The sequence below is a fragment of the Micromonospora sp. NPDC048868 genome, assembly GCF_043198195.1.
In the GTDB taxonomy this organism is placed as follows: Bacteria; Actinomycetota; Actinomycetes; order Mycobacteriales; family Micromonosporaceae; genus Micromonospora; species Micromonospora reichwaldensis.
The window spans coordinates 175,048-195,436 of the sequence record NZ_JBICUN010000009.1 but is presented as its reverse complement, the minus strand read 5'-3'; the positions used below and the strand labels follow the sequence as shown (position 1 = coordinate 195,436).

The 20,389-nt window shown below is 72.6% G+C and carries 20 protein-coding genes and 1 tRNA gene; 6 read left to right on the top strand and 15 right to left on the bottom strand.

What is annotated here, in order from left to right; genetic code table 11:
* Nucleotides 1-115 precede the first annotated feature (115 nt).
* From ACGFNF_RS17035 to ACGFNF_RS17025, 3 genes are all read right to left on the bottom strand, one after another.
* Nucleotides 116-592 carry a hypothetical protein gene (locus ACGFNF_RS17035; RefSeq protein WP_393168835.1) on the bottom strand — a complete coding sequence of 159 codons (477 nt, stop codon included), beginning with the start codon at nt 590-592 and terminating at the stop codon, nt 116-118.
* A gap of 258 nt (nt 593-850) precedes the next feature.
* Complete coding sequence (locus tag ACGFNF_RS17030; protein WP_357576755.1) at nt 851-1,066, bottom strand: hypothetical protein; 216 nt, start codon at nt 1,064-1,066, stop codon at nt 851-853.
* A gap of 269 nt (nt 1,067-1,335) precedes the next feature.
* The gene (locus ACGFNF_RS17025) at nt 1,336-1,776 is read right to left on the bottom strand and encodes a hypothetical protein (RefSeq protein WP_393168832.1); all 441 of its coding nucleotides are present in this window, start codon (nt 1,774-1,776) and stop codon (nt 1,336-1,338) included.
* A 256-nt stretch (nt 1,777-2,032) separates the two neighbouring features.
* Between ACGFNF_RS17025 and ACGFNF_RS17020 the strand changes: the two genes are divergently transcribed.
* A complete protein-coding gene (locus tag ACGFNF_RS17020; RefSeq protein WP_393168830.1) occupies nt 2,033-2,227 on the top strand; it encodes a hypothetical protein in 195 nt (64 codons plus the stop codon).
* 138 nt (nt 2,228-2,365) lie between these two features.
* Here the strand turns inward: ACGFNF_RS17020 and ACGFNF_RS17015 are convergent, their stop codons facing one another.
* A complete protein-coding gene (locus ACGFNF_RS17015; protein WP_393168827.1) occupies nt 2,366-2,761 on the bottom strand; it encodes a hypothetical protein in 396 nt (131 codons plus the stop codon).
* A gap of 81 nt (nt 2,762-2,842) precedes the next feature.
* Here ACGFNF_RS17015 and ACGFNF_RS17010 point away from each other — a divergent pair, with 81 nt between their 5' ends.
* Nucleotides 2,843-3,148, top strand: a complete 306-nt coding sequence (locus tag ACGFNF_RS17010) for a tyrosine-type recombinase/integrase (RefSeq protein ID WP_393168824.1) — start codon at nt 2,843-2,845, stop codon at nt 3,146-3,148.
* A 94-nt stretch (nt 3,149-3,242) separates the two neighbouring features.
* Here the strand turns inward: ACGFNF_RS17010 and ACGFNF_RS17005 are convergent.
* A tRNA-Thr gene (locus tag ACGFNF_RS17005) sits at nt 3,243-3,319 on the bottom strand.
* Nucleotides 3,320-3,467: 148 nt separating this feature from the next.
* Here ACGFNF_RS17005 and ACGFNF_RS17000 point away from each other — a divergent pair.
* Entirely contained in the window at nt 3,468-5,201 is a 1,734-nt protein-coding gene (locus tag ACGFNF_RS17000) for a metallophosphoesterase family protein (protein ID WP_393168976.1), read from the top strand.
* A 42-nt stretch (nt 5,202-5,243) separates the two neighbouring features.
* Here ACGFNF_RS17000 and ACGFNF_RS16995 read toward each other — a convergent pair whose 3' ends face one another.
* The 6 genes from ACGFNF_RS16995 to tmk all read right to left on the bottom strand — a co-directional run bounded on the left by ACGFNF_RS16995 (nt 5,244) and on the right by tmk (nt 11,000).
* Complete coding sequence (locus tag ACGFNF_RS16995; RefSeq protein WP_358092399.1) at nt 5,244-6,083, bottom strand: regulatory iron-sulfur-containing complex subunit RicT; 840 nt, start codon at nt 6,081-6,083, stop codon at nt 5,244-5,246.
* 81 nt (nt 6,084-6,164) lie between these two features.
* Nucleotides 6,165-6,851 (bottom strand): hypothetical protein, encoded by a 687-nt coding sequence (locus ACGFNF_RS16990; protein WP_393168822.1) that lies wholly within the window; start codon nt 6,849-6,851, stop codon nt 6,165-6,167.
* The gene (locus tag ACGFNF_RS16985) at nt 6,851-7,156 is read right to left on the bottom strand and encodes a hypothetical protein (protein ID WP_132232038.1); all 306 of its coding nucleotides are present in this window, start codon (nt 7,154-7,156) and stop codon (nt 6,851-6,853) included. Before ACGFNF_RS16985 ends, ACGFNF_RS16990 begins: the two co-directional genes overlap by 1 nt.
* Before the next feature lies 1 nt (nt 7,157).
* Nucleotides 7,158-7,487 (bottom strand): YbaB/EbfC family nucleoid-associated protein, encoded by a 330-nt coding sequence (locus ACGFNF_RS16980; protein ID WP_121397041.1) that lies wholly within the window; start codon nt 7,485-7,487, stop codon nt 7,158-7,160.
* 181 nt (nt 7,488-7,668) lie between these two features.
* The gene (locus ACGFNF_RS16975; RefSeq protein ID WP_357576750.1) at nt 7,669-8,937 is read right to left on the bottom strand and encodes a DNA polymerase III subunit delta'; all 1,269 of its coding nucleotides are present in this window, start codon (nt 8,935-8,937) and stop codon (nt 7,669-7,671) included.
* Nucleotides 8,937-11,000 carry a dTMP kinase gene (gene tmk, locus ACGFNF_RS16970; RefSeq protein WP_393168974.1) on the bottom strand — a complete coding sequence of 688 codons (2,064 nt, stop codon included), beginning with the start codon at nt 10,998-11,000 and terminating at the stop codon, nt 8,937-8,939. Before tmk ends, ACGFNF_RS16975 begins: the two co-directional genes overlap by 1 nt.
* A gap of 331 nt (nt 11,001-11,331) precedes the next feature.
* Between tmk and ACGFNF_RS16965 the strand changes: the two genes are divergently transcribed.
* Nucleotides 11,332-12,540 (top strand): amino acid deaminase/aldolase, encoded by a 1,209-nt coding sequence (locus ACGFNF_RS16965; RefSeq protein WP_357576749.1) that lies wholly within the window; start codon nt 11,332-11,334, stop codon nt 12,538-12,540.
* Between the two features lie 61 nt (nt 12,541-12,601).
* Here ACGFNF_RS16965 and ACGFNF_RS16960 read toward each other — a convergent pair whose 3' ends face one another.
* Nucleotides 12,602-13,174, bottom strand: coding sequence for a TetR family transcriptional regulator (locus tag ACGFNF_RS16960; RefSeq protein ID WP_311410471.1), 573 nt, complete (start codon nt 13,172-13,174; stop codon nt 12,602-12,604).
* A gap of 222 nt (nt 13,175-13,396) precedes the next feature.
* On the opposite strand from ACGFNF_RS16960, the gene ACGFNF_RS16955 reads away from it, so the two are divergent.
* A complete protein-coding gene (locus tag ACGFNF_RS16955; protein WP_357576748.1) occupies nt 13,397-14,713 on the top strand; it encodes a D-arabinono-1,4-lactone oxidase in 1,317 nt (438 codons plus the stop codon).
* 213 nt (nt 14,714-14,926) lie between these two features.
* Complete coding sequence (locus ACGFNF_RS16950; RefSeq protein ID WP_393168817.1) at nt 14,927-15,853, top strand: DUF559 domain-containing protein; 927 nt, start codon at nt 14,927-14,929, stop codon at nt 15,851-15,853.
* A gap of 105 nt (nt 15,854-15,958) precedes the next feature.
* Here the strand turns inward: ACGFNF_RS16950 and topA are convergent, their stop codons facing one another.
* The 3 genes from topA to ACGFNF_RS16935 form a co-directional block, all read right to left on the bottom strand.
* On the bottom strand, nt 15,959-18,787 hold the full coding sequence (gene topA, locus ACGFNF_RS16945; protein WP_357576746.1) for a type I DNA topoisomerase: 2,829 nt from the start codon (nt 18,785-18,787) through the stop codon (nt 15,959-15,961).
* A gap of 344 nt (nt 18,788-19,131) precedes the next feature.
* Complete coding sequence (locus ACGFNF_RS16940; protein ID WP_393168815.1) at nt 19,132-19,842, bottom strand: hypothetical protein; 711 nt, start codon at nt 19,840-19,842, stop codon at nt 19,132-19,134.
* A complete protein-coding gene (locus ACGFNF_RS16935) occupies nt 19,833-20,375 on the bottom strand; it encodes a hypothetical protein (protein ID WP_393168813.1) in 543 nt (180 codons plus the stop codon). The genes ACGFNF_RS16940 and ACGFNF_RS16935 overlap by 10 nt, the downstream gene beginning before the upstream one ends.
* Nucleotides 20,376-20,389: the final 14 nt, after the last annotated feature.

The following is a 20,389-nucleotide window of genomic DNA, read 5'->3' as shown; positions in this document are numbered from 1 at the left end:
GCGTCCGAGGTCGGCTCCTTCCCCGCTCGCCTCGTCGGCAGATGCGGGCCGATGTTCTCGTGATGGCGCTCGGTGGCGTCGCACTGGGGTCAAGTGGGAGTCACCTGCTGGCGCGTCACGGCAAGTGCGGCAGTACCAACAACCATGTGCGGACATGCTCAGCATCCGGCCCGGCGGGCAACTGATCAACAAGCGGCGCGAGCGGGGCAAGGAGGTTCTTGTGGCGACGAAGAAGCAGAATCTGCTCGACCGGCAGCGTCTGCCAGCGGTCAGCCAACTCGCCCCCCTCGGCGGGCTTCAGCGTCACGGCCGCCAGGATGCTTCGGACCAGCGCGGCCAGCTCCCACTTCTCGTCACCCGGGACCGACCCGAGTTCCTGGATCAGGAGGCTACGCAGATTGAATCCGTCGGCAGCTGCGCTCCAGCGGTCGTAACCGGCGAACTGCTCGGCGCGGTCGGTCAACGACAACGCCACCTCGGCCCATTCCCGGCGCGTGTCTCCGGTCAAGGTCCGGTCGTAGACGTGGCGCTGCGCAATCGATCGCCTCCTGAGCCACCAATTGACCGATCGGGGTGCGTTGTCCTCGGTCAAGGTGCTCATCCACCGGCGGACACGGGCACTCGACCAAGCATCCATGTCACCAGCGAGATCCCGGTGCGACATCCGCTCAGTGTGCCCCGGCCTCGCTACGATCAGGACTGGCGTCAGGAACTCGCAGCTTGGGAAGCGCCCAAGATCGGATCGTCCTGCCGGGTAGCCGCTGCTCGATTCGGTCCTGGACGGCCTCGTTTGGCCCTGGTGGTGCCTGTTTACGGCCCCTGAATGGCCCGGCCCGGCCGCACGGAGCGGCTAGGCGGTGTCCCAGTCGGAGGAAGCCGAGACCTCGTAGGGAATCGTCGCTAAAACCTCGGCAGGCCCCTCCAACTTCCACATCCGGACGCAGCAGCCGCAGCCGCCTTCCTCTTCGGCGTAGGGCAGCGCGTCCCGGTTGGCGTTCAGCCAAACCTCAGCCGCCTCGACCTCGCTCGGCTTATCTACGGAGGCCGCCATGGTTTGCCGGATCACAGCGAGCACCGTAGCGCACGAAAGCGGGTGGGCCGCTCCTCTGCCTGAAGCCCATCTCTGTCGAAGATTCCCGCCGGAGGAATCGGTTCCGGGAACTGACGCAGTCTGCAATCGGCCGGCGCGCCGGCCGAGGCCGACGCTTGCGCCGCCAGCAGGCCGAGCGCGGCCGGCGCGGCCCTCCTCACGACCCTGCGGCATACAGCGGCGAGCCTGGCCGTGGCGGCGTCTGTACCGAGCCGCCTGACGGAATCGAACCGTCGACCTACGCGTTACGAGTCCGTTGCTGGCTCCTGCTGCTGGGGATGCTCGCCCTTGTCGCTTGTGTGTTCCGATCCGCGCTTGTCCGCCTGTGTCCGCTGGCTTGGCTGCTCGATTGGCTGCTCGTCCACTGACGCGTCCAGGAGCCACCGGTAGTCGTAGCCCGCTGCATCCCAGCATTGGCGGATCCAGTCCCGCTTCCCTGGCGACGCCATCTTCCACGTGTAGGCGACACCGTCGTGGACTCGATCCCGCCATGACGGGTCGAGCAACGCCGGGAGATTGTGGCAAAGGTCCGCGAGCGCATGAACCTGCTGCCGCCACCCGGGGAACTCATCAGATGACGTCGGCTGGCCTTGCGCGGCAAGGAAGCGGATCATCAGCAAGGAGTCCGACAGCAACCGTGCGACGGCGGACTCGGTCGCCGCCTGGTCGGGTCGAGCAATCGTCATCGAACCTCCGGGCAAGAGGGAGGCGTAGGCACCTCGCGACAAGCGCAGCTCAGATAGTGGGAGTCGCTCCCAGCGCCTGACCTGGACGTCTCGCTTACAAGTTCTGGGCGCTTCGTCCGGCATGGTCCGTCCGCGTCTGCGACCTCGGGCGGCTGTCTGTGCTTGGCCGCCACCGGCTGTCCTCATCTTGGCTGGCTACTGTCGACAGCGGTTATGGGAAGGCGCGAGTCGCCCATCGGATCCTAGAGTGGCCTCCATGTCGGGCCGTCGGGAACGCATACGTCGAGAGCTGGGCGGCTTCCTCAAGGAGTATGGCCGCAGCTCTCGATCTCGCAACGGGATGAATCCCAACGATCGCCAGTACAGCCGCAAACTAGAAGTCCAGATCAAGCGGATGCGTCCTGAGGACCTCGACCGCCTGATGCGGGACGACGAGGACAACGACCAGTAGCCACCGACTGTCAGCTTGGGAAGCGGGTTGATCCACGCGCTGGATACGCGTGCAGGCTGGAAACGAGCGCGGGGCGTACATGCTGGGACTATCGGCATGCCCGGCGTTGACCCATGTTGACCATTGCACCGGGCACGACTAGGCGGTGCGGTCCTCCTCGGCATCCTCCTCGATCAGGCTGCACATAACCTCGATGTCGCCAGAACGAATCATCTCGTCAACTGCCGCCACCATGGCATCAACACCGGGCTCGGGAACGATCACCTGATCCGAGCACCAGAAGTAGCGACCACCATCGGTTTCTCCGGTGTTGGCGTGTCTGTTCAGGATCTCCTTCACTGCGTCGAGAGTGAAGAAGGTGGCGTACCGGTGGCTGCCGTCAGCAAGGTGGATGTGCGCGTCGACGTTGTTGACCGTCTCGGGCTCTTCGCCGCCGCCGAGCATGAATTGCACGACAGCGCCGTCAGTCTCGACGACATGTCCGTACATGTCATCCGTCAAGCCGTGCGTCTCGTGCACTCCGTCACGTGCCATGACGCGCACTGTAACTCCCGGTTCGACTCGCGGTGGATCATTGGGATCGCGCTTGGGCTTCGGCAAGGTGAGGTTCTCAGCTTGCGGTGGGATGACCCCGGCTTGGTGTTCGCAACGAGCGTCGGTACCCCCATCCACCCACGCAACGACTACCGCTCGTTCCGGGAAATCATCCGGCAGGCTGGTCTCCGGCAGGTCCGGCTGCACGACCTACGCCACACGGCTGCCAGCGTTCTCCTCGCTCAGGGCGTGCCTGCTCGCGTAGTCATGGAGATCCTCGGTCACTCACAGATCAGCGTGACCCTCAACATCTACGCCCACGTAGCTCCAGAGATCGCACGGGAAGCCGCCTCCCGGATGGAGGGGGCGCTGCGGTCGGGTGAATGAGGCTTGGCTGCTCGCTTGGCTGCTCAGCCCAGCGACAGCAAGCGAAAGGCCCAGGTCATGATCGGCGATCAAGCCGTTGACCTGGGCCTTTCCGTGGAGCCGCCTGACGGAATCGAACCGTCGACCTACGCATTACGAGTGCGTCGCTCTAGCCGACTGAGCTAAGGCGGCAACGATCAGCAAGTGTACGGCACGACCCGCCGACGGGCCGAGCGGGTTCCCCATCCGGACATCCGACCCCGAACCGTCGTCCGCCGGACAGCGACCGCCGCCGGCCGGGACTACGCTGCGGCGGGTGAACGACGATCGCGCCCCCGACGTGGATCCGCAGGACGGCGCGGCGGAGAGTGCCCACACGAGCGAGTCGGCCGGCGGGCGGGCGGCGCGCCGGCCACGCGGCACTGATCCCCGGGAGCTGGGCTTCACCCCGCGCAAGCCCGTGCCGTGGCTCGCGCCGTTCCTGCTGATCAGCACCGGCATCCGTACGCTGCTGGCGATGCTCTTCGGGGCGTACCTGGACAAGCGCGAGCTGCAGAACTCCCTCGACGCGCGCATCGCGCGGCAGGTCGGGCCGGACGGCGGGCTCTGGCTGGACTACGTGGCCGACCTGGGCGACGGATTCAACGCCACCTACTCGGTGGCGTACCTGATCGCCCAGCCCGAGCTGGAGGTGGACGGGCACCGGCTGCCCCGCGCGCAGACCCTGGTGATGGGCGGCGACCAGGTCTACCCGTCGGCGGCCTTCGAGGCGTACGAGGACCGGTGCAAGGGGCCCTACCAGGCCGCGCTGCCGGTCACCCCGCCCGAGCGGCCCACGCTCTTCGCGGTGCCCGGCAACCACGACTGGTACGACGGCCTGACCGCCTTCCTGCGGCTCTTCGTCCGGTCCCGGGACCGGCACTTCGGCGGCTGGGAGACCGGGCAGTCCCGCTCGTACTTCGCCGTGGAGCTGCCCGCCGACTGGTGGCTGCTCGGCCTCGACGACCAGTCCGGCTCGTACCTGGACGACCCGCAGCTCACCTACTTCGACCGGGTCGCCGAGCGGCTGGGGCCGCAGAGCCGCGTGATCGTGGCCGTGCCGGCGCCGACGTGGGTCAAGGCCGTCGACCATCCCACGGCGTACGACTCGATCGACTACTTCATCCGTACGATCGTCGCGCCCACCGGGGCCCAGGTGCGGCTGCTGATCTCCGGCGACCTGCACCACTACGCCCGCTACGCCGGCCCGGGCCGGCAGCTGATCACCTGCGGGGGCGGCGGCGCGTACCTCTACCCGACGCACCAGCTCCCGGAGCGCATCGAGGTGCCGCCGCGCGACACCCTCGCCCGGCGGGCCAGCACCTCCCACCCGTACGAGCTGGCCGGCCGCTACCCGGAGCAGGCCCGCTCCCGGCGGTACGCGTGGGGGATCTTCCCCCGCCTGCCGCTGCGCAACCCGGGCTTCACCACCCTGCTCGGCACCCTGCAGACGCTGCTGATGCTGGCGATGGCCGGCGTCGCGACCAACCCGAGTGGGACGGACCAGCGGCTGTTCAGCGTGCCGCTGATGGCGATGCTGATCGTCACGATGCTCGCGGCGGCGTTCTTCGCGAAGCCACCCAGCTCCGGCGGCAAGCGGCACGCCCGGCACTGGGTCCTCGGCGTGGGCCACGGCCTGGCCCAGATCGGGCTGGCCGCCGCCGGCACCTGGGCCTGGCTGGCCCTGCCCTTCTACGACTGGCCGTGGCCGCTACCGGCCGTCGCCGCGGCGGTGCTCTACGGCCCGGTGGCCGGGCTGGTGGCGAGCCAGTTGGTGGCCGCGTACCTGCTGGTGGCGGGCGCGTTCGGGGTGAACCTCAACGAGCTCTTCGCCGGGCAGGGCATCGAGGACGCCAAGGCGTTCCTGCGGTTGCGCATCGACCCCGACGGGACGCTGACGATCTACCCGATCGCCGTCGACCGGGTGTCCCGCGACTGGCAGGTCAACCCCGACCAGTCCCCCGAGTCCTCCTGGCTGGCTCCGAAGCGGCCGCTGCGCCCCCGCCTGGCCGAACCCCCCACGACCCTCACCTGACCCCACCCGGGGCAGGGCAGGCGGGGGTGGAGGAAGGGTGGGCTAGGAGGTGTAGTGCTGGTCGTGGGCCTGGCGGGGGCCGCAGACCGAGGCGCGGGAACAGGAGCAGCGGGAGCCGTCAGCGTCGAGACGTACCGTGACGGAGTCCCGGGGAACGCTGTGGCCGACGACCCGGCCGTCGCCCTCCGGCGTCGACACCCGCGTGCCGATCGCCGGGGCCGACTCCTGGAACCGCTGGTAGAGCGGGTGCTCGTACTTGAGGCAGCACATCAGCCGGCCGCACGCCCCGGAGATGCGCAGCGGGTTGAGCGGCAGGTCCTGGTCCTTCGCCATCCGGATGGTGACCGGCTCGAAGTCGGTGAGGAAGGTGGCGCAGCAGAGGTCCCGGCCGCAGGAGCCGATGCCGCCCTGCACCCGTGCCGAGTCGCGGGCGGAGAGCTGCCGCAGCTCGACCCGGCAGTGCAGGGTGGCGCCGAGGTCCCGGACCAGCGCGCGGAAGTCCACCCGGTGCGGGGCCGTGAAGTAGATGGTGCTCCGCTCGCCACCGCCCTCGGCGGCGCCCAGCACGTGGTCGATCGCCACCACCTTCATCGGCAGGGCGTGCTCCCGGATCAGCCGCTTCGCCGCGACCTTGGCCTCGGCCTTGCGGCGGCGTACCGTCTCGTCGCGACGCAGGTCCTCCTCGCCGGCCAGGCCGGCCAGCCGGGGGAAGCCCTCGGTCTCCTCGGTGACCCACTGCGCCGCCCAGACGCACTCGGCCACCTCGGGCCCGTCGTCGGTCGGCACCAGCACCTTGTCGCCGACCTGGGGACGCAGCTCGCCCGGGTCCAGGTAGTAGAGGCGCCCGTACCGCTGGAAGCTGACCGCGCAGAGCATGCCCATGCCTCACACCCTACGACGCGCGGGCCGGGGCGGCCGGGCCGGCAGTCGACACCCGGCTACCGCGCGTGCACCCGGCGTGCGTCACCAGCCGACGCGGGTGGGGGTGTCGTAGCGGGGGCGGTCGACCACCGGCGCCCGCCAGCGGGACTCGGCGAGGCTCGGCGCCCACTGGCGCAGCAGGGTCTCGGCCCCGTCGTACGCGACGCAGAGCACCGCCAGCACCCGCGCGGCGATCTCGGCGGCCTCGCTCCCGCCCGGACCCGCGGCTGCTCGGTGCCCCGGTGCGCCGCCCGGCGTCGACGTCGCGGCGACCACGGTCACCGCCTCGGCACACCGGAGGACGTCGGCGAGCGCCCGGGCCAGTGCGAGCCGGCTGCCCTCCACCCAGTCGGCGAGCGCGTCGGCGTAGCCGGCCGTCGACTCCAGCCGGCCGACCAGGCTCTCCGGCCCCTCGTCGAGGTGGCGCAGCAGGGCCGTCCGGGCCTGCCCGTAGGACGACGCGGCCGGACCGGACCAGAGCACCGGGTCGGTCAGCGCGGCGCAGGCGTCGTCGTAGCCCCGCATCAGGCGGCGCGCGGTGTGGCCGGCGGCGGCCAGCGGCGCCGGATGCAGGTCGAGGAAGTTGCGGACGGCCTCGCCGGGGAGCACCTGCATGCGGCGCAGCAGCGGCCACACGCGGTGCCCCTCGGGGGCTCCTGCGGCGAGCAGCGTGTCGACCCGGCGGAGCAGGTCGAGGCCGGGCTCGGCGAGCCGGTCCAGCGCGTCCATCACGCCTCCCCGGTCAGCCGGTGGCGCGCGGCGCGGTCGACGTCCGCGTAGTGGTCGGCGGCGGCCCGCACCGCCGCCGCGGCGGCGGCCAGCCGCTGGGCGGCGACGTGCGCCTCCCGGGCCCGGTCGCCGGTGGCGGCGGTCCACTGCCGGTGCAGGGCCCGCCCGATCTCCCCGGGCCGGCCGGGGGCGTCGACGCCGAACGCGGCCTGTGCCGGGTCGCCGGCGGTGACCGTGCGGGACACGGCGGTCATGGTCTCGCTCGCCTCGTCGAGCCGGGCGGCGAGGGCGCGCAGGCTCTCCATCTCAGGCTCCCGCCAGCGGCCGGTAGGCGGCGAAGGTCTCGTTGTGCAGCTTCTCCCGGGCCCACTGGGCGGCGTCCGCCGCCGCGGTGACCGCCGCCTGCACCGAGCCGGCGACGTCGCGGGGGTTGCGGGTGTGCAGCGGGCCCAGGAAGCGCACGTCGGTGATCCGCCCGCCGGCGGTGACCACCACCTCGACCAGCCCGTCGGGCGATCGCACGGTGACCTCGACGGTCGACACCGCCTGGTCGAACTCGGTCTGGAGGGACTCGATCCGGCGGTAGCGCCGCACCGCCTCCTCGATCCAGGCCTCGTCGATCTCCCCCCGCGGCATCGGCGGACCCCTCCCGGAACAGGAAAATCACTGTGCGTGCTGCCACCGTCACGGCGGCACACCGGACCGTACCGCACAGCAATTGCGCCTGTCGATGCCTGTGGACAACCGGTCCGGCCGCCGGGACTCCGGGGTCGGGTCGGCCGCCGCAGCCCCGGCTCGGGCGGATTCGTCGGCGGGCTCAGCCCTTCCAGAGCGAGAGCATCATCGCCTCGACGGCGATCCGGGGCTTGACGTTCGCCTCGATCGCCGCCCGGCACTCCAGCACCGCTTCCAGGCGGCGCAGCGCCCCCTCGGCGTCCCACTTCTGCGCGCCCGCCCCGGCCAGCGCGGCGGTGTCGGTGTGCACCGGCGCGACGGGGGCGCGCAGCGCCATGGTGAGCGCGTCGCGGTAGAAGCCGGCCAGGTCGACCAGCGCCCGGTCCAGCGCGTCCCGCTGCGCCCGGGTGGCCCGGGACTTCTGCCGCTTCTCCAGGTCCTTCAGCTGACCGGCGGCGCCCCGCATCGCGCCGGCCGCCCCCCGCCCGGTGCCACCGGCGCCGAGCGCGGTCTCCAGCGCCGCCCGCTCGGCCGCGGCGGTCTCCGCGACGGACGCCTCGGCCTCCGCCTCGGCCGCCTCGATCAGCGCCGACGCCGCGTCGAACGCGGCACCCACGCCGGTCAGCCGGCGCGGCACCGCGAGCACCGCCTCCCGGCGCGTGCGCGCCTCCGGGTCGCGGGCCAGCCGGCGGGCCCGCCCCACGTGCCCCTGCGCCGCCGCCGCGGCCCACCGCGCCACGTCGGGCGCGACACCGTCGCGGCGGGCCAGCACCTCGGCCACCGCCTCCGGCGCGGGCTGCACCAGCGGTACGACCCGGCAGCGCGACCGGATGGTCACCGAGATGTCGTCCGGGTGGGTCGACGGCGCGCAGAGCAGGAAGACCGTCCGCGGCGGCGGCTCCTCGATGGCCTTGAGCAGCGCGTTGCCGGCGGCCTCGGTGAGCCGGTCCGCGTCCTCGATGACCACCACCTGCCAGCGCCCGCCCGACGGGGTGCTGGCAGCGCGCAGCACCAGCGCCCGCATCTCGTTGACGCCGATGGAGAGCCCGTCCGGCACCACCATCCGGACGTCGGCGTGGGTGCCGGTCATCGTGGTGTGGCAGCCGGGGCACCCGCCGCAGCCGGTGCCGTACGCGCACTGGAGGGCGGCGGCGAAGGCCCGCGCCGCCACCGACCGGCCCGACCCGGGCGGCCCGGTGAAGATCCAGGCGTGCGTCATCCCCGCCCCGGTGTCGACGGCGGGCGGCTGACCGCCGTCGGACTCGTCGGCGAGCGCGTCGAACCCGTCCCCGGCGGCGTCGGTCGCGGGCGCGGCGGCGGCGCGCAGCACTGCGGACGCCGCGGCGGCGGCCCGGCGCAGCGTGTCGACCGCCTCGTCCTGCCCGACCAGGTCGGCGAAGACGTCCGGCATCAGGTCCGGTGCTCCATCGGTACCAGCTCCGATTCGGATAACTCCGGCTGCACCGAGGTGTCCGGTCCCTGCGCGGGGCGCGGGTGCACGATGCCGCCGGGGCTGCCGAACATCTCCTCGACCCGCCGGGTCACCTGCCCGGTGATCTCCTCGACCGGGCGGGACGCGTCGAGCACCAGGTAGCGCTTCGGGTCGGCGGCGGCGAGGTCGAGGAAGGCGTAGCGGACCCGCTCGTGGAATGCGACAGACTCGGCCTCCAGGTGGTCGGCCGCCTCGGCGCGCGCCGCCACCCGGGCCAGGCCGGTGTGCGGTTCGACGTCCAGCAGCACCACCAGGTCGGGCTTGAGCCCACCGGTGGCCCACGACGAGAGCCAGGAGACCTCGTCGACGGGGAGCGTCCGCCCCGCCCCCTGGTACGCCAGGGACGAGTCGACGTACCGGTCGCTGATCACGACCGCGCCCCGGACGAGCGCCGGCCGGACGACGGTGGCCACGTGGTGCGCCCGGTCGGCGGCGTAGAGCAGTGCCTCGGCGCGCGGCGACGGCACGTCGGAGCCGGGCGCGCCGAGCAGCAGCGACCGGATCCGCTCGCCGACGGCGGTGGCCCCCGGCTCGCGGGTCACCACCACGTCGCGCCCCTGCCCGCGCAGCCGCTCGGCGAGCGCGGCGAGCTGGGTGGACTTGCCGGCGCCCTCGCCGCCCTCGAAGACCACGAAGAGGCCGGCGGAGACGAACGGCTCGGCCGGCATCAGCGGGCGACCCCGGATCGAGCCCCAGAGGTCGGCCAGGACGGGAACGCCCTTCTTGTCGTCCATCTGCCCGAACGCGCTGATCCCGGCGAAGATGCCGGCGGCGCCGGCGGCGAGCAGCAGCAGTCGGGTGGACGAGATCGACACGCCCAGGTCGGCCAGCTCCAGCCGGCGCGAGCCGCCGACGCCGGCGAGCAGGCTGCTGAGGCCGATCGCGAGGATCAGCACCAGCCGGGTGCCGATCTGCACCACCGCGAAGACCCGGCCGCGCACCTCGTCGGCGATCTCGCCGCCGAGCAGGGTGGTGCCGGAGAGGAACGCCATTCCGGCGCCCGCGCCGACCAGGACCGCGCCGACCATCGCCATGGAGAGGTGGATGGCGAAGGCCAGGGCCATCACCGACGCGCTGGCCAGCACGATGCTCATGCCGAACCAGCGCCGCCGGGACATCTCCTTGACGATCATCGGCCCGAGCCCGATGCCGAGCGCGAGGCCGACGAAGATCGCGCCGAAGAGCAGGTAGAAGGCGGCGTCACCGGCGCCGAGCGAGGTGGCGAAGAACTTGGCGGTGCCGATCACGATGCCGCCGCCGGCGAACGCGCCGAAGATGCCGAGCACCAGGCCGCGGACCAGCGGGGTCTGCCCGATGTAGCGCCAGCCCTCCTTGAACTGGCGCATCATGCTCTGCTCGGTGCGGTCCGTCTCGGCGGACTGCCCCTGGCTGATCTCCTTGATGCCGTACGCCACCACCAGCGCGGTGGCCAGGCGGGAGAACGCGTTGAACCAGAGCGCCAGGTCGGCCGGCGCGGCCCAGTCCGGCGTCGAGCCCCCGGTGGCCCCCCGCACGATGCCGTCGAGCGCGGCGAGGATCAGCGCGGCGAGGATGGGGGTGAGGCCGTACGTGGTGATCAGCGTGAGCTGGTTGGCGGCCTCCAGCCGGGCGCGCGGGATCAGGTTGGGGACCGCGGCCTCCTTGGCCGGGATCCACATCAGCGTGATCGACTCGATCAGGAAGGTGGCGATCGCCGCCCAGCCGACCACGACCGGCCCGCTCGCCCCGAGCAGCGCGACCAGCGGGATCGAGGCGAAGAGCAGGAAGCGCAGCACGTCGCAGATGACCATGGTCCAGCGCCTGTCGAACCGGTCGGCGAACACGCCGGCGACCGGGCCGAGCACCAGCGCCGGCAGCAGCCGGATGGCGATCACGCCGCCGAACGCGGCGCCCTGGGCGGTGCTGCCCTCGACCTGGGAGGCGGCGAAGACGCTGGTGGCGAGCAGGCCGAACCAGTCGCCGAAGGAGGCCGCGCCGAGCACGATCCAGAGCCGGCGGAACGGGGTGATCCGCAGCACCGAGCGGATGGCGGCGTAGCCGGAGTGGTCCGGGCCGGGCTTCTCGGCGCCGCCGGGCTTGGTCGAGGACGACGACACGCCGGGCGACTCGCCGTTGAACTGGCTTTCGATGGCCGTACCTCCACGTGCCGGCCCATCGCTGGGCAGTCCCGGTGGAACACTCTAGACCCGGCGGGGACCCACCCCGCCGCGACATTCTCCTGTTCGCCGAGCCTAGGCCGCCGCGACCACCGCCCGCAGCCCGGACAGACGCGAGGGTATTTCGCATTGCCTCCCAGACAGTTAGCGTGCACACGTGGCCATCGAAAGCGACAAACTTCGTGACCGCCTCGACCGGGCGACCGCGCACCTCGACCCGCCGTACGCCGTCGTGGACCTCGCGGCCTTCGACGGCAACGCCGCCGCGCTGGCGGAACGGGCCGCCGGCAAGCCGGTCCGGATCGCCAGCAAGTCGGTCCGTGCCCGGGACCTGATCGGCCGGGCGCTGGGGCGTCCCGGCTGGCGGGGCGTGATGGCCTTCACCCTGCCCGAGGCGCTCTGGCTGGTCCGCGCCGGCGTGACCGACGACGCGCTGGTGGCGTACCCCACGGCCGACCGGGGGGCGCTCGCCGCGCTCGCCGCCGACCCGGCGCTCGCCGAGGCCGTCACGCTGATGATCGACGGCACCGACCAGCTCGACCTCGTCGACGCCGTGTGCCCGCCCGGGCGCCGCCCCGCGCTGCGGGTCTGCCTCGACCTGGACGCCTCCTGGCGACCGCTGGGCGGCCGGGTGCACGTCGGGGTCCGCCGTTCGCCGGTGCACAGCGCCCGGGCCGCCGGCACGCTCGCCGCCACCGTCGCCGCCCGCGCCGGCTTCCGGCTGGTCGGACTGATGGCGTACGAGGCGCAGATCGCCGGCCTCGGCGACGCGCCACCCGGGCGGGCGGTCCTCGGCTCCGCGATCCGGCTGGCCCAGCGCGGGTCGTACCGCGAGTTGCTGGCCCGCCGGGGCGCGGCGGTGGCCGCCGTACGCGAACACGCCGACCTGGAGTTCGTCAACGGCGGCGGCACCGGCAGCGTGGCCGCGACCAGCGCCGACCCCGCGGTCACCGAGGTCACCGCGGGATCGGGCCTGTACGGGCCGACGCTGTTCGACGCGTACCGCGCCTGGCGCCCCACCCCGGCGGCGGCCTTCGCCTGCGCGGTGGTCCGCCGCCCGGGGCCCGGCCTGGCCACCGTGCTCGGCGGTGGCTGGATCGCCTCCGGCCCGGCCGAGGACAGCCGGCTGCCCCGGCCGTGGCTGCCGGCGGGCCTCAAGCTGATCGGCACCGAGGGGGCCGGCGAGGTGCAGACCCCGCTGGCCGGCGCGGCGGCCGGCGCGCTGCGGGTCGGCGACCGGGTCTGGTTCCGGCACGCGAAGGCCGGCGAGCTGTGCGAGCACGTCAACGAGTTGCACCTGGTCGAGGGGGATGCGGTCGTGGCCACCGTGCCCACCTACCGGGGCGAGGGCCACGCCTTCCTCTGATCCCCGCGCCCGGCGCACCCCGGGCCGGCCTCGCCCGGTCCGGGTGCCGGCGCGGCCCCGGTCAGCCGGACTGGTTGGCGTCGGCCGGGGCGTCGACCTGGCGGTGCAGGTACTCCCGGATCAGCGCCTTCGCCTCGACCAGGACGCGGTCGTCGCCCTCGGGCAGCCGGCGGAACGCCAACTTGATCAGCGCGTCGGCCGCCTCCACGGCGATCTCCAGGTGGAACCGGAGGTCGGGGACGTCGAGCCCGAAGCGCTCGGCGAGTACGCGGGCCAGCTGGTCCGCGATCACGCCGTTGTTGTCCCGCTGCTCGTCGAGCAGGTGGAGGTCGACCACGTCGCCGAAGTGCAGGGTACGGAAGCCCGGAACGGTGCGGTGCATCGTGATGTACTCGTCGATGCCCGCGTCGACCCCGTCCCACCAGTGGGTCAGGTCGTCGGAGGCGAACCGCTCGTCGAGCCGCTGGAGGTAGGACTCCATCGTGCGCAGGGTCAGCGCCTGCACGATCGCCCGCTTGTCCGGGAAGAACTGGTAGACCGACCCGATCGCCACCTCGGCACGCTCGGCGAGCAGGGTCGTGGTCAGACCCTCGTACCCCACCTCGTCGACGAGTTCTGCACAGGCGTCCAGCATCCGCTGGACCCGTGCGACACTTCGACCCTGCACCGGTACGCGGCGCAGCGGCCCGGCTGTGGCGGCTGGTGTGGACACTCGCCACCCCCCTTCGACGGATGAACATATCTGCACGTCACGGGTTCGTGACTACCGGTACAACGAGCAAACCTCGATTGCGGTATTTACCTGCGACAACGTTGCTGATATGAAGTCAGTTCACATTCATGTGGAGGAGTGCGCATGGCCGGTACCGCACCGCCCACCCTGGCAGGCTGGTCCAACTGGGCCGGCAACCAACGCGCCACCGCCACCACCATCCTGCGCCCCGCCTCCCTCGCCGACGTCACCGAGGCCGTCCGCGCCGCCGCGACGGCCGGGGACCGGATCCGGGCGGTGGGCAGCGGCCACTCCTTCACCGGCGTCGCGATCACCGACGGACGACGCATGGAACTGACCCACCTGGACACCGGGGTACGCGTCGACGCCGACCGCCGACTGGTCACCGTACCGGCCGGGATCACCCTGCGCGCACTCAACGAACTGCTCACCGCACACGGCCTGGCACTACCCAACCTGGGCGACATCGACGCGCAGACGATCGCCGGCGCGATCTCCACCGGCACCCACGGCACCGGCGCCGCGTACGGCTGCCTGTCGACGTTCGTCGAGGCGCTCACCCTCGTCACCGGCACCGGCGAGGTGCTGCGCTGCTCCGCCGACGAGCACCCCGACGTCTTCGCCGCCGCCCGGGTGTCGCTGGGCGCGCTCGGGGTGCTCGTCGAGGTGACCCTGCGCTGCGTGGACGCCTTCGTGCTGCGCGCCCACGAGCGGCCGGCGCCGCTGGCGGCCGTACTCGACGAGCTGCCCGCGCTGATCGACAGGCACGACCACGTCGAGTTCTACTGGTTCCCGTACACCGCCCGCGTGCAGGTCAAGGCCAACGACCGGGTGGCCGACGACGACCGGCCACTGCCCAAGTGGCGCGGCTGGCTGGACGACGAGTTCCTGTCCAACACCGTCTTCGCCGGGGCCTGCCGGCTCGGCCGCGCCGTGCCGGCGCTCGCCCCCGGCATCAGCGCCGTCTCCGCCCGCGCGCTCACCGAGCGCCGCTACACCGGCCGCTCCGACCAGGTCTTCTGCACCCCACGCCGGGTCCGCTTCATGGAAATGGAGTACGCCCTGCCGCGCGACGCCCTGCCCGAGGCGCTCGACGCGCTGCGGCGGATCGTCGACGGGCTGCCGTTCAAGGTGCTCTTCCCGGTCGAGGTGCGGTTCACCGCCGCCGACGACATCTGGCTCTCCCACGGCTACGGGCGCGAGTCGGCGTACGTGGCCGTCCACCAGTACGTCGGCATGCCGTACGAGCCGTACTTCCAGGCCTTCGAGCAGGTCGCCGCGAGCCTCGGCGGCCGGCCCCACTGGGGCAAGCTGCACTGGCGCGACGCGGAGTCGCTCGCGACGGCCTACCCCCGCTGGGCGGACTTCCAGGCGCTACGCGCCCGCCTGGACCCGCACCACCTCTTCACCAACCCCCACCTGACCCGAACCCTCGGCTGACCCTGCCCTGCCCCTGCCCCTGCCCCCCGCCCCGCTCGCTCGCCGCTCGCGAGAGCGGCCGCCGGTGCGATCTTGGTACGAACACGCCCTCCGAGGGGCGCGGTCGTACCAAGATCTGTCCGCCGTCCACAGGGGCGGACACGGGCGGCACCGGGTGGGCAGAGTGCGGGTGTGGCGAAGTCTCCAAATTCTCTGGCAGGGCTGCGGCGGGCGTTGCCCGGTGACGACGCCGACGGGCTGACCTGGTTGCTGTTCCATCAGGAAGACGTGATCAGCCTCGACCAGGCCCGGCGCCATCTGTCGTCGAAGGCGATCCGGCACCGGGTCGCCACCCGTCGTTGGCGCCAGGTGCACCGTGCCGTCTTCGTCGCGCACAACGGTCCGGTCGGTCCCGCCCAGCATCGATGGATCGCCGTGCTCGCCGCCGGGCCGGCCGCGATGCTCGGCGGGCTCACGGCGGCCCATGCCTGGGGTCTACGCGGTCACGACAGCCGGATCGTGGACGTGCTCCTGCCGGCCGCGCACCAGAGCCGCGCCCTGCCGCCCGGCGTACGCCTGCACCGGACCACCCTGCTCGGCGAGGAGGACGTGCTGCACGTCGGGCAGCCTCCCCGCACCATGCCTGCCCGGTCGCTGGTCGACGCGGCGCAGTGGGCGGCGACCGACGAGCAGGCTCGGGCGATCATCGCCGCCGGTTTCCAGCAACGCCTCGTCGGCGGCGACGACCTGCACCTGGTTCTGGACGCCATGCCCCGGATCCGGCGCCGAAACCTGATCCGACAGACCGCCGCGGACGCCGCCGGAGGCGCGCATTCCCTGGCCGAGCTGGACTTCCTCGACCTGGTCCGACGAGCGGGGCTGCCCGAGCCCTCCCGGCAGGTCGTCCGACGCGATGCCGACGGGCGTCGCCGCTATCTCGACGTGTGGTTCGGACAGTGGCGGGTGCACGTGGAGATCGACGGCGGGCAGCACCTCGACCCCGCCACCGCGTGGACGGACATGCGCCGGCAGAACGACCTCTGGGTCGAGGGCGACCGGGTGCTCCGCTTCCCCGCCTGGGCGGTACGCAACGACCCGCGGACGGTCCTCGCCCAGGTCCGAGCAGCCCTGCGCGCCGCCGGTTGGACGGGCTGGTCCTGACCCGGATCCGCCCACCTGCGCCGGATCTTGGTACGAACACGTCCTCCGAGGGGCGCGCTCGTACCAAGATCTCTCGCGACGCCAGCCGGCGAGCGAGCCGGGTGGTCAGTCGGGGCTGGTGGTGGCCTTTCTAGGGGCCGCCTTCTTTGCCGGGGTCTTCCTGGCGGTGGTGGCCTTGGCCGTCGTGGTCTTCTTCGCCGCCGTCGACTTGGTCGCCGCGGCCGTCTTCTTCGCCGCCGTGGCCTTCTTGGCGGGCGCCTTCTTCGCCGCGGCCTTCTTCTTCGGCGCCGGCCCCTTCGCCCGCTTCTCGGCGAGCATCTCGGAGGCCTCCTCCATGCTCAGCGCCTCCGGGGTCTGGCCGCGCCGCAGCGACGCGTTCGTCTCGCCGTCGGTGACGTACGGGCCGAACCGGCCGTCCTTGATCACCAGCGGCTTCTCCGTCAGCGGGTCGACGCCCATCTCCCGCAGCGGCGGCGCGGCGGCCCGGCGCTGACGGGCCTTCGGGGCGGCCAGCAGGGCCAGCGCCTCGTCCAGCGTGACGGTGAACATCTTCTCTTCGGAGTCCAGCGAGCGGAACTCGTCGCCCTGCTTGACGTACGGGCCGTAGCGGCCGTTGTTCGCCAGGACCTCGGCGCCGTCCGGGGCCACCCCGATCAGCCGGGGCAGGCTGAGCAGCTTCAGCGCCTCGTCGAAGGTCAGCGAGTCGGGCGACTGCGAGCGCAGCAGCGACGACTTGCGCTCGCCACTGGCCACGTACGGGCCGAAGCGGCCCGACTTGAGCAGGATCGGCTCACCGGTGGCCGGGTCGTCGCCGAGCTTGCGCTCGCCCCCGCCGCCGAGGAACAGCTCGTGCACCTTCTCCGGGGTCAGCTCGTCAGGCGCCAGCCCCTCGGGGATCGGGGCCCGGTCGCCCTGGCCGCCACCCTCCTCACCCTCGGCGGCGGGCGCCTGCTGCTCGCCCGGCACCGCCCGCTGGAGGTACGGCCCGTAGCGGCCCACCCGCACGACGACCTCGCGGCCCTCGTCGTCGGTGAACAGCGGGATGGAGTTGACGCTGCGCGCGTCGATCTCGTTGAGGTTCTCGGTGACCAGCTTCTTCAGCCCGCCCGAGCGGGCGATGTCCCGGTCGCCGGCGCCGTTGGCGCCGCCGAAGTAGAACGCCGTGAGGAAGTCGACGGCGGCGTGGTCGCCGCCGGCGATCTCGTCCAGCTCGTTCTCCATGCTGGCGGTGAAGTCGTAGTCGATCAGGCGCGGGTAGTGCCGCTCCAGCAGGCCGATCACGGCGAAGGCCAGGAAGGTCGGGATCATCGCCTGGCCGCGCTTGGTCACGTAACCGCGGTCCTGGATCGTCTGCATGATCGACGCGTACGTCGACGGGCGGCCGATGCCCAGCTCCTCCAGGGCCTTGACCAGCGACGCCTCGGTGTAGCGCGACGGCGGCTGGGTGTGGTGGCCCTGCGCGGCCAGCTCGTCGGCGGTGAGCGGCTGGCCCTTGACCAGGTTGGGCAGGCGACGCTCGGCGTCCTCGGCCTCGGCGTTCTCGTCGTCGCTGGACTCGACGTACGCCCGCAGGAAGCCCGGGTCGGTGATGGTCTTGCCGGTGGCGCCGAAGTCGGCCTCCTCCTGGGCGGAGGAGACGGCGCGGATGCGCACCGAGACGCTGGAGCCGACGGCGTCGGTCATCTGCGAGGCGATGGTGCGCCGCCAGATCAGCTCGTAGAGCTTGAACTCCTCGGCGGAGAGCTCCTTGGCCACGTCGCCCGGGGTGCGGAAGTTGTCCCCCGCCGGGCGGATCGCCTCGTGCGCCTCCTGCGCGTTCTTCACCTTGCCGGTGTAGCGGCGCGGCTCCGGCGGCACGCTGCGCTCGCCGTACAGCTCGACGATCTGCCGGCGGGCCGCCGTGATGGCGGTCTCCGACAGGTTCACCGAGTCGGTACGCATGTAGGTGATGTAGCCGTTCTCGTAGAGGCGCTGCGCGGTGCGCATCGTCTGCTGCGACGAGAACCGCAGCTTGCGGGCCGCCTCCTGCTGGAGGGTGGAGGTGATGAACGGCGCGTACGGGCGGCGGCGGTAGGGCTTCTCCTCGACCCGGGTGACGGTGAACGGCCGGCCCTCCAGGCGGGCCGCGAGGCCCCGGGCGCCGCCGGCGTCGAGGTGGACGACACCGGCTCCGGCCTTGACCCGGCCGGTGGTCGGCTCGAAGTCCTTGCCGGTGGCGATCCGGTCGCCGTTCAGCGCGACCAGGGTGGCGTTGAAGTTGCGGGGCCCCTCGCCGGCGTCGGCCACGGCGAGCGTGGCCAAAATGTCCCAGTACTCCGCAGTGCGGAAGGCCATCCGCTGCCGCTCGCGCTCCACCACGATCCGCGTCGCCACGGACTGCACCCGGCCCGCCGAGAGCTTCGGCATGACCTTCTTCCACAGCACGGGCGAGACCTCGTAGCCGTAGAGGCGGTCGAGGATGCGTCGGGCCTCCTGGGCGTCGACCAGGTCCCGGTCGATCTCGCGGGGGTTGGCCACCGCGGCCTGGATGGCCGGCTTGGTGATCTCGTGGAAGACCATCCGCTTGACCGGCACCTTGGGCTTGAGCGTCTCCACCAGGTGCCAGGCGATCGCCTCGCCCTCGCGGTCCTCATCCGTCGCCAGGAAGATCTCGTCGACCTCCTTGGCCAGCTTCACCAGCTTGCTGATCTGCTGCTTGCGGTCGGCGGAGACCACGTAGAGGGCGTGGAAGCCGTTGTCGACGTCCACCCCGAGCCGGGCCCACGACTCGCCCTTGTACTTGGCCGGCACGTCGGCGGCGTTGCGCGGGAGGTCCCGGACGTGGCCGAAGCTGGCCTCCACGACGTACCCCGGGCCGAGATAGCCCGAGATCGTCTTGGCCTTCGCCGGTGACTCGACGATGACCAGACGGGTGGTTCCAGCGTTGCTCGGCACGTCTCTCCCCGACCTCACTCCTGCTCGCAGCCACCGGCGCCCGGTTCGGGGCCACTTTCGGCCCGCCGACCCCCGGCGGTCCGGATGTCCAACGTAACGCGCCGTCCGCGTTTCGGGTTTCGCGGGCGGCAAACCGTCCCGGCGGGGCGGCCTCTTTCTCCGCCGGCGGCGGGGCGTGCCGGACGGCGCCACCGTACACCGTGCGTGTGCCGCCGGGCGGGACACTGTGACGATGGCGGGCCCTCGGTCGAGGCGCCACCCGGCTGTTTTCCGCGAAATTGCGCACTTGTTGTCCCTCATCGGACAGGCCCGACCGGCTCGACGAGGCGGGCGCCGAGGGGCGGTCAGGAGCGGGCCGGCCAGTCGGTCGCGGGGGCGGCGGGCGGCGGGTCGCCCACCAGCTCGGCCAGGCGGGCGAGCCGCCGCCGGCCGGTGATCCGGTACGCCGGCCCGCCCTCGCCGGGCCCGAGCAGCGCCCCGGCCAGGCCGACCGCGTCGAGCGCCCCGCCGACCGGCCCCCAGCACTCCTCGTCGGCGGCGCCGAGCCGGAGCAGGAAGCCGGACGGCTCGGCGGCCCCCGCCGCGGCGAGCCAGAGCCGCAGCCGCCGCCCGTTGAGGTGGAAGCCGGCGGGCGGTCGCTTGCCCGTACCGCGCAGCCAGGCCGCCGCGAGCGGCTTCAGCGTGCGGGCGTACGAGGTGCGCACCGCGTGCCGCCCGTCGGTGGTCGCCTCCCAGGTGGCCGCCACCCCGCGCAGCGCCAGCTCGGCGACGAGGACGTGCACCCGCCAGGCCGCGTCGACCACGATCGAGAGCCGGGCCGTGCCGCCCATCCGGACCGCCTCGCCCGGGCCGGCCAGCAGCCCGGCGAAATCGGCGATGGACGGGTCCGCCGCCTCCGCGCCGAAGAAGGTCAGCTGCCGGGCGGACTCGTCGGCGTCGGCCGGCGGGGGCGGTACGGGTCGGCGGGCGACCGGCGCGACCCGGTCCGCCGGCGCCGGGAAGAGCACCGGCAGCGCTTCGCCGCCGGACGGGTCACCGGTCCCGCTCAGCGACACTCCGGCACCTCGTCGAAGGCGCGTTTCAACTCCTCGGAGTTGAGCTGGCTGGTGTCGAGCGCGCTGGCGTCGTACTCCTTGTTCAGGGTGTCCACGGCGGCCCGGACGCCGTCGTAGAAGACGGTGGGCTGGCCGGTGCCCAGCCCGTCGATGGTGTCGCGGGCCCTGCCGTACGCGTCGCGCACCTTCGCCAGCGAGGCCTGGAAGCCCGCCGAGACCTCCTCGCCGCGCTCAGCGTCCGGTACGCCGGCCTCCTCGACCTTGCGTCGGGCGGTCTCGCTGGCCTGCTCCGCGCCGCCGAAGAGCCGCACCAGGTTCTCCTTCGCCTGCGCCGGGGTGGTCTGGGCGGTCATCTGCTGGTCGGTGCTGCTGGTCAGCTTGCTGATCTCGGCCCGCCACGGGGTGAGCGCGGAGCAGACCGACGCCGCCCACGACCGGGAGTCGGGGCCGCCGCCGCATCCGGCGAGCACGAGAACGAGCGTGGCCAGGACCACCGTGAGCTTTCCGGCGGCTGCCGCCCGGCACGTGCGCATGCGTTGCAGCGTAC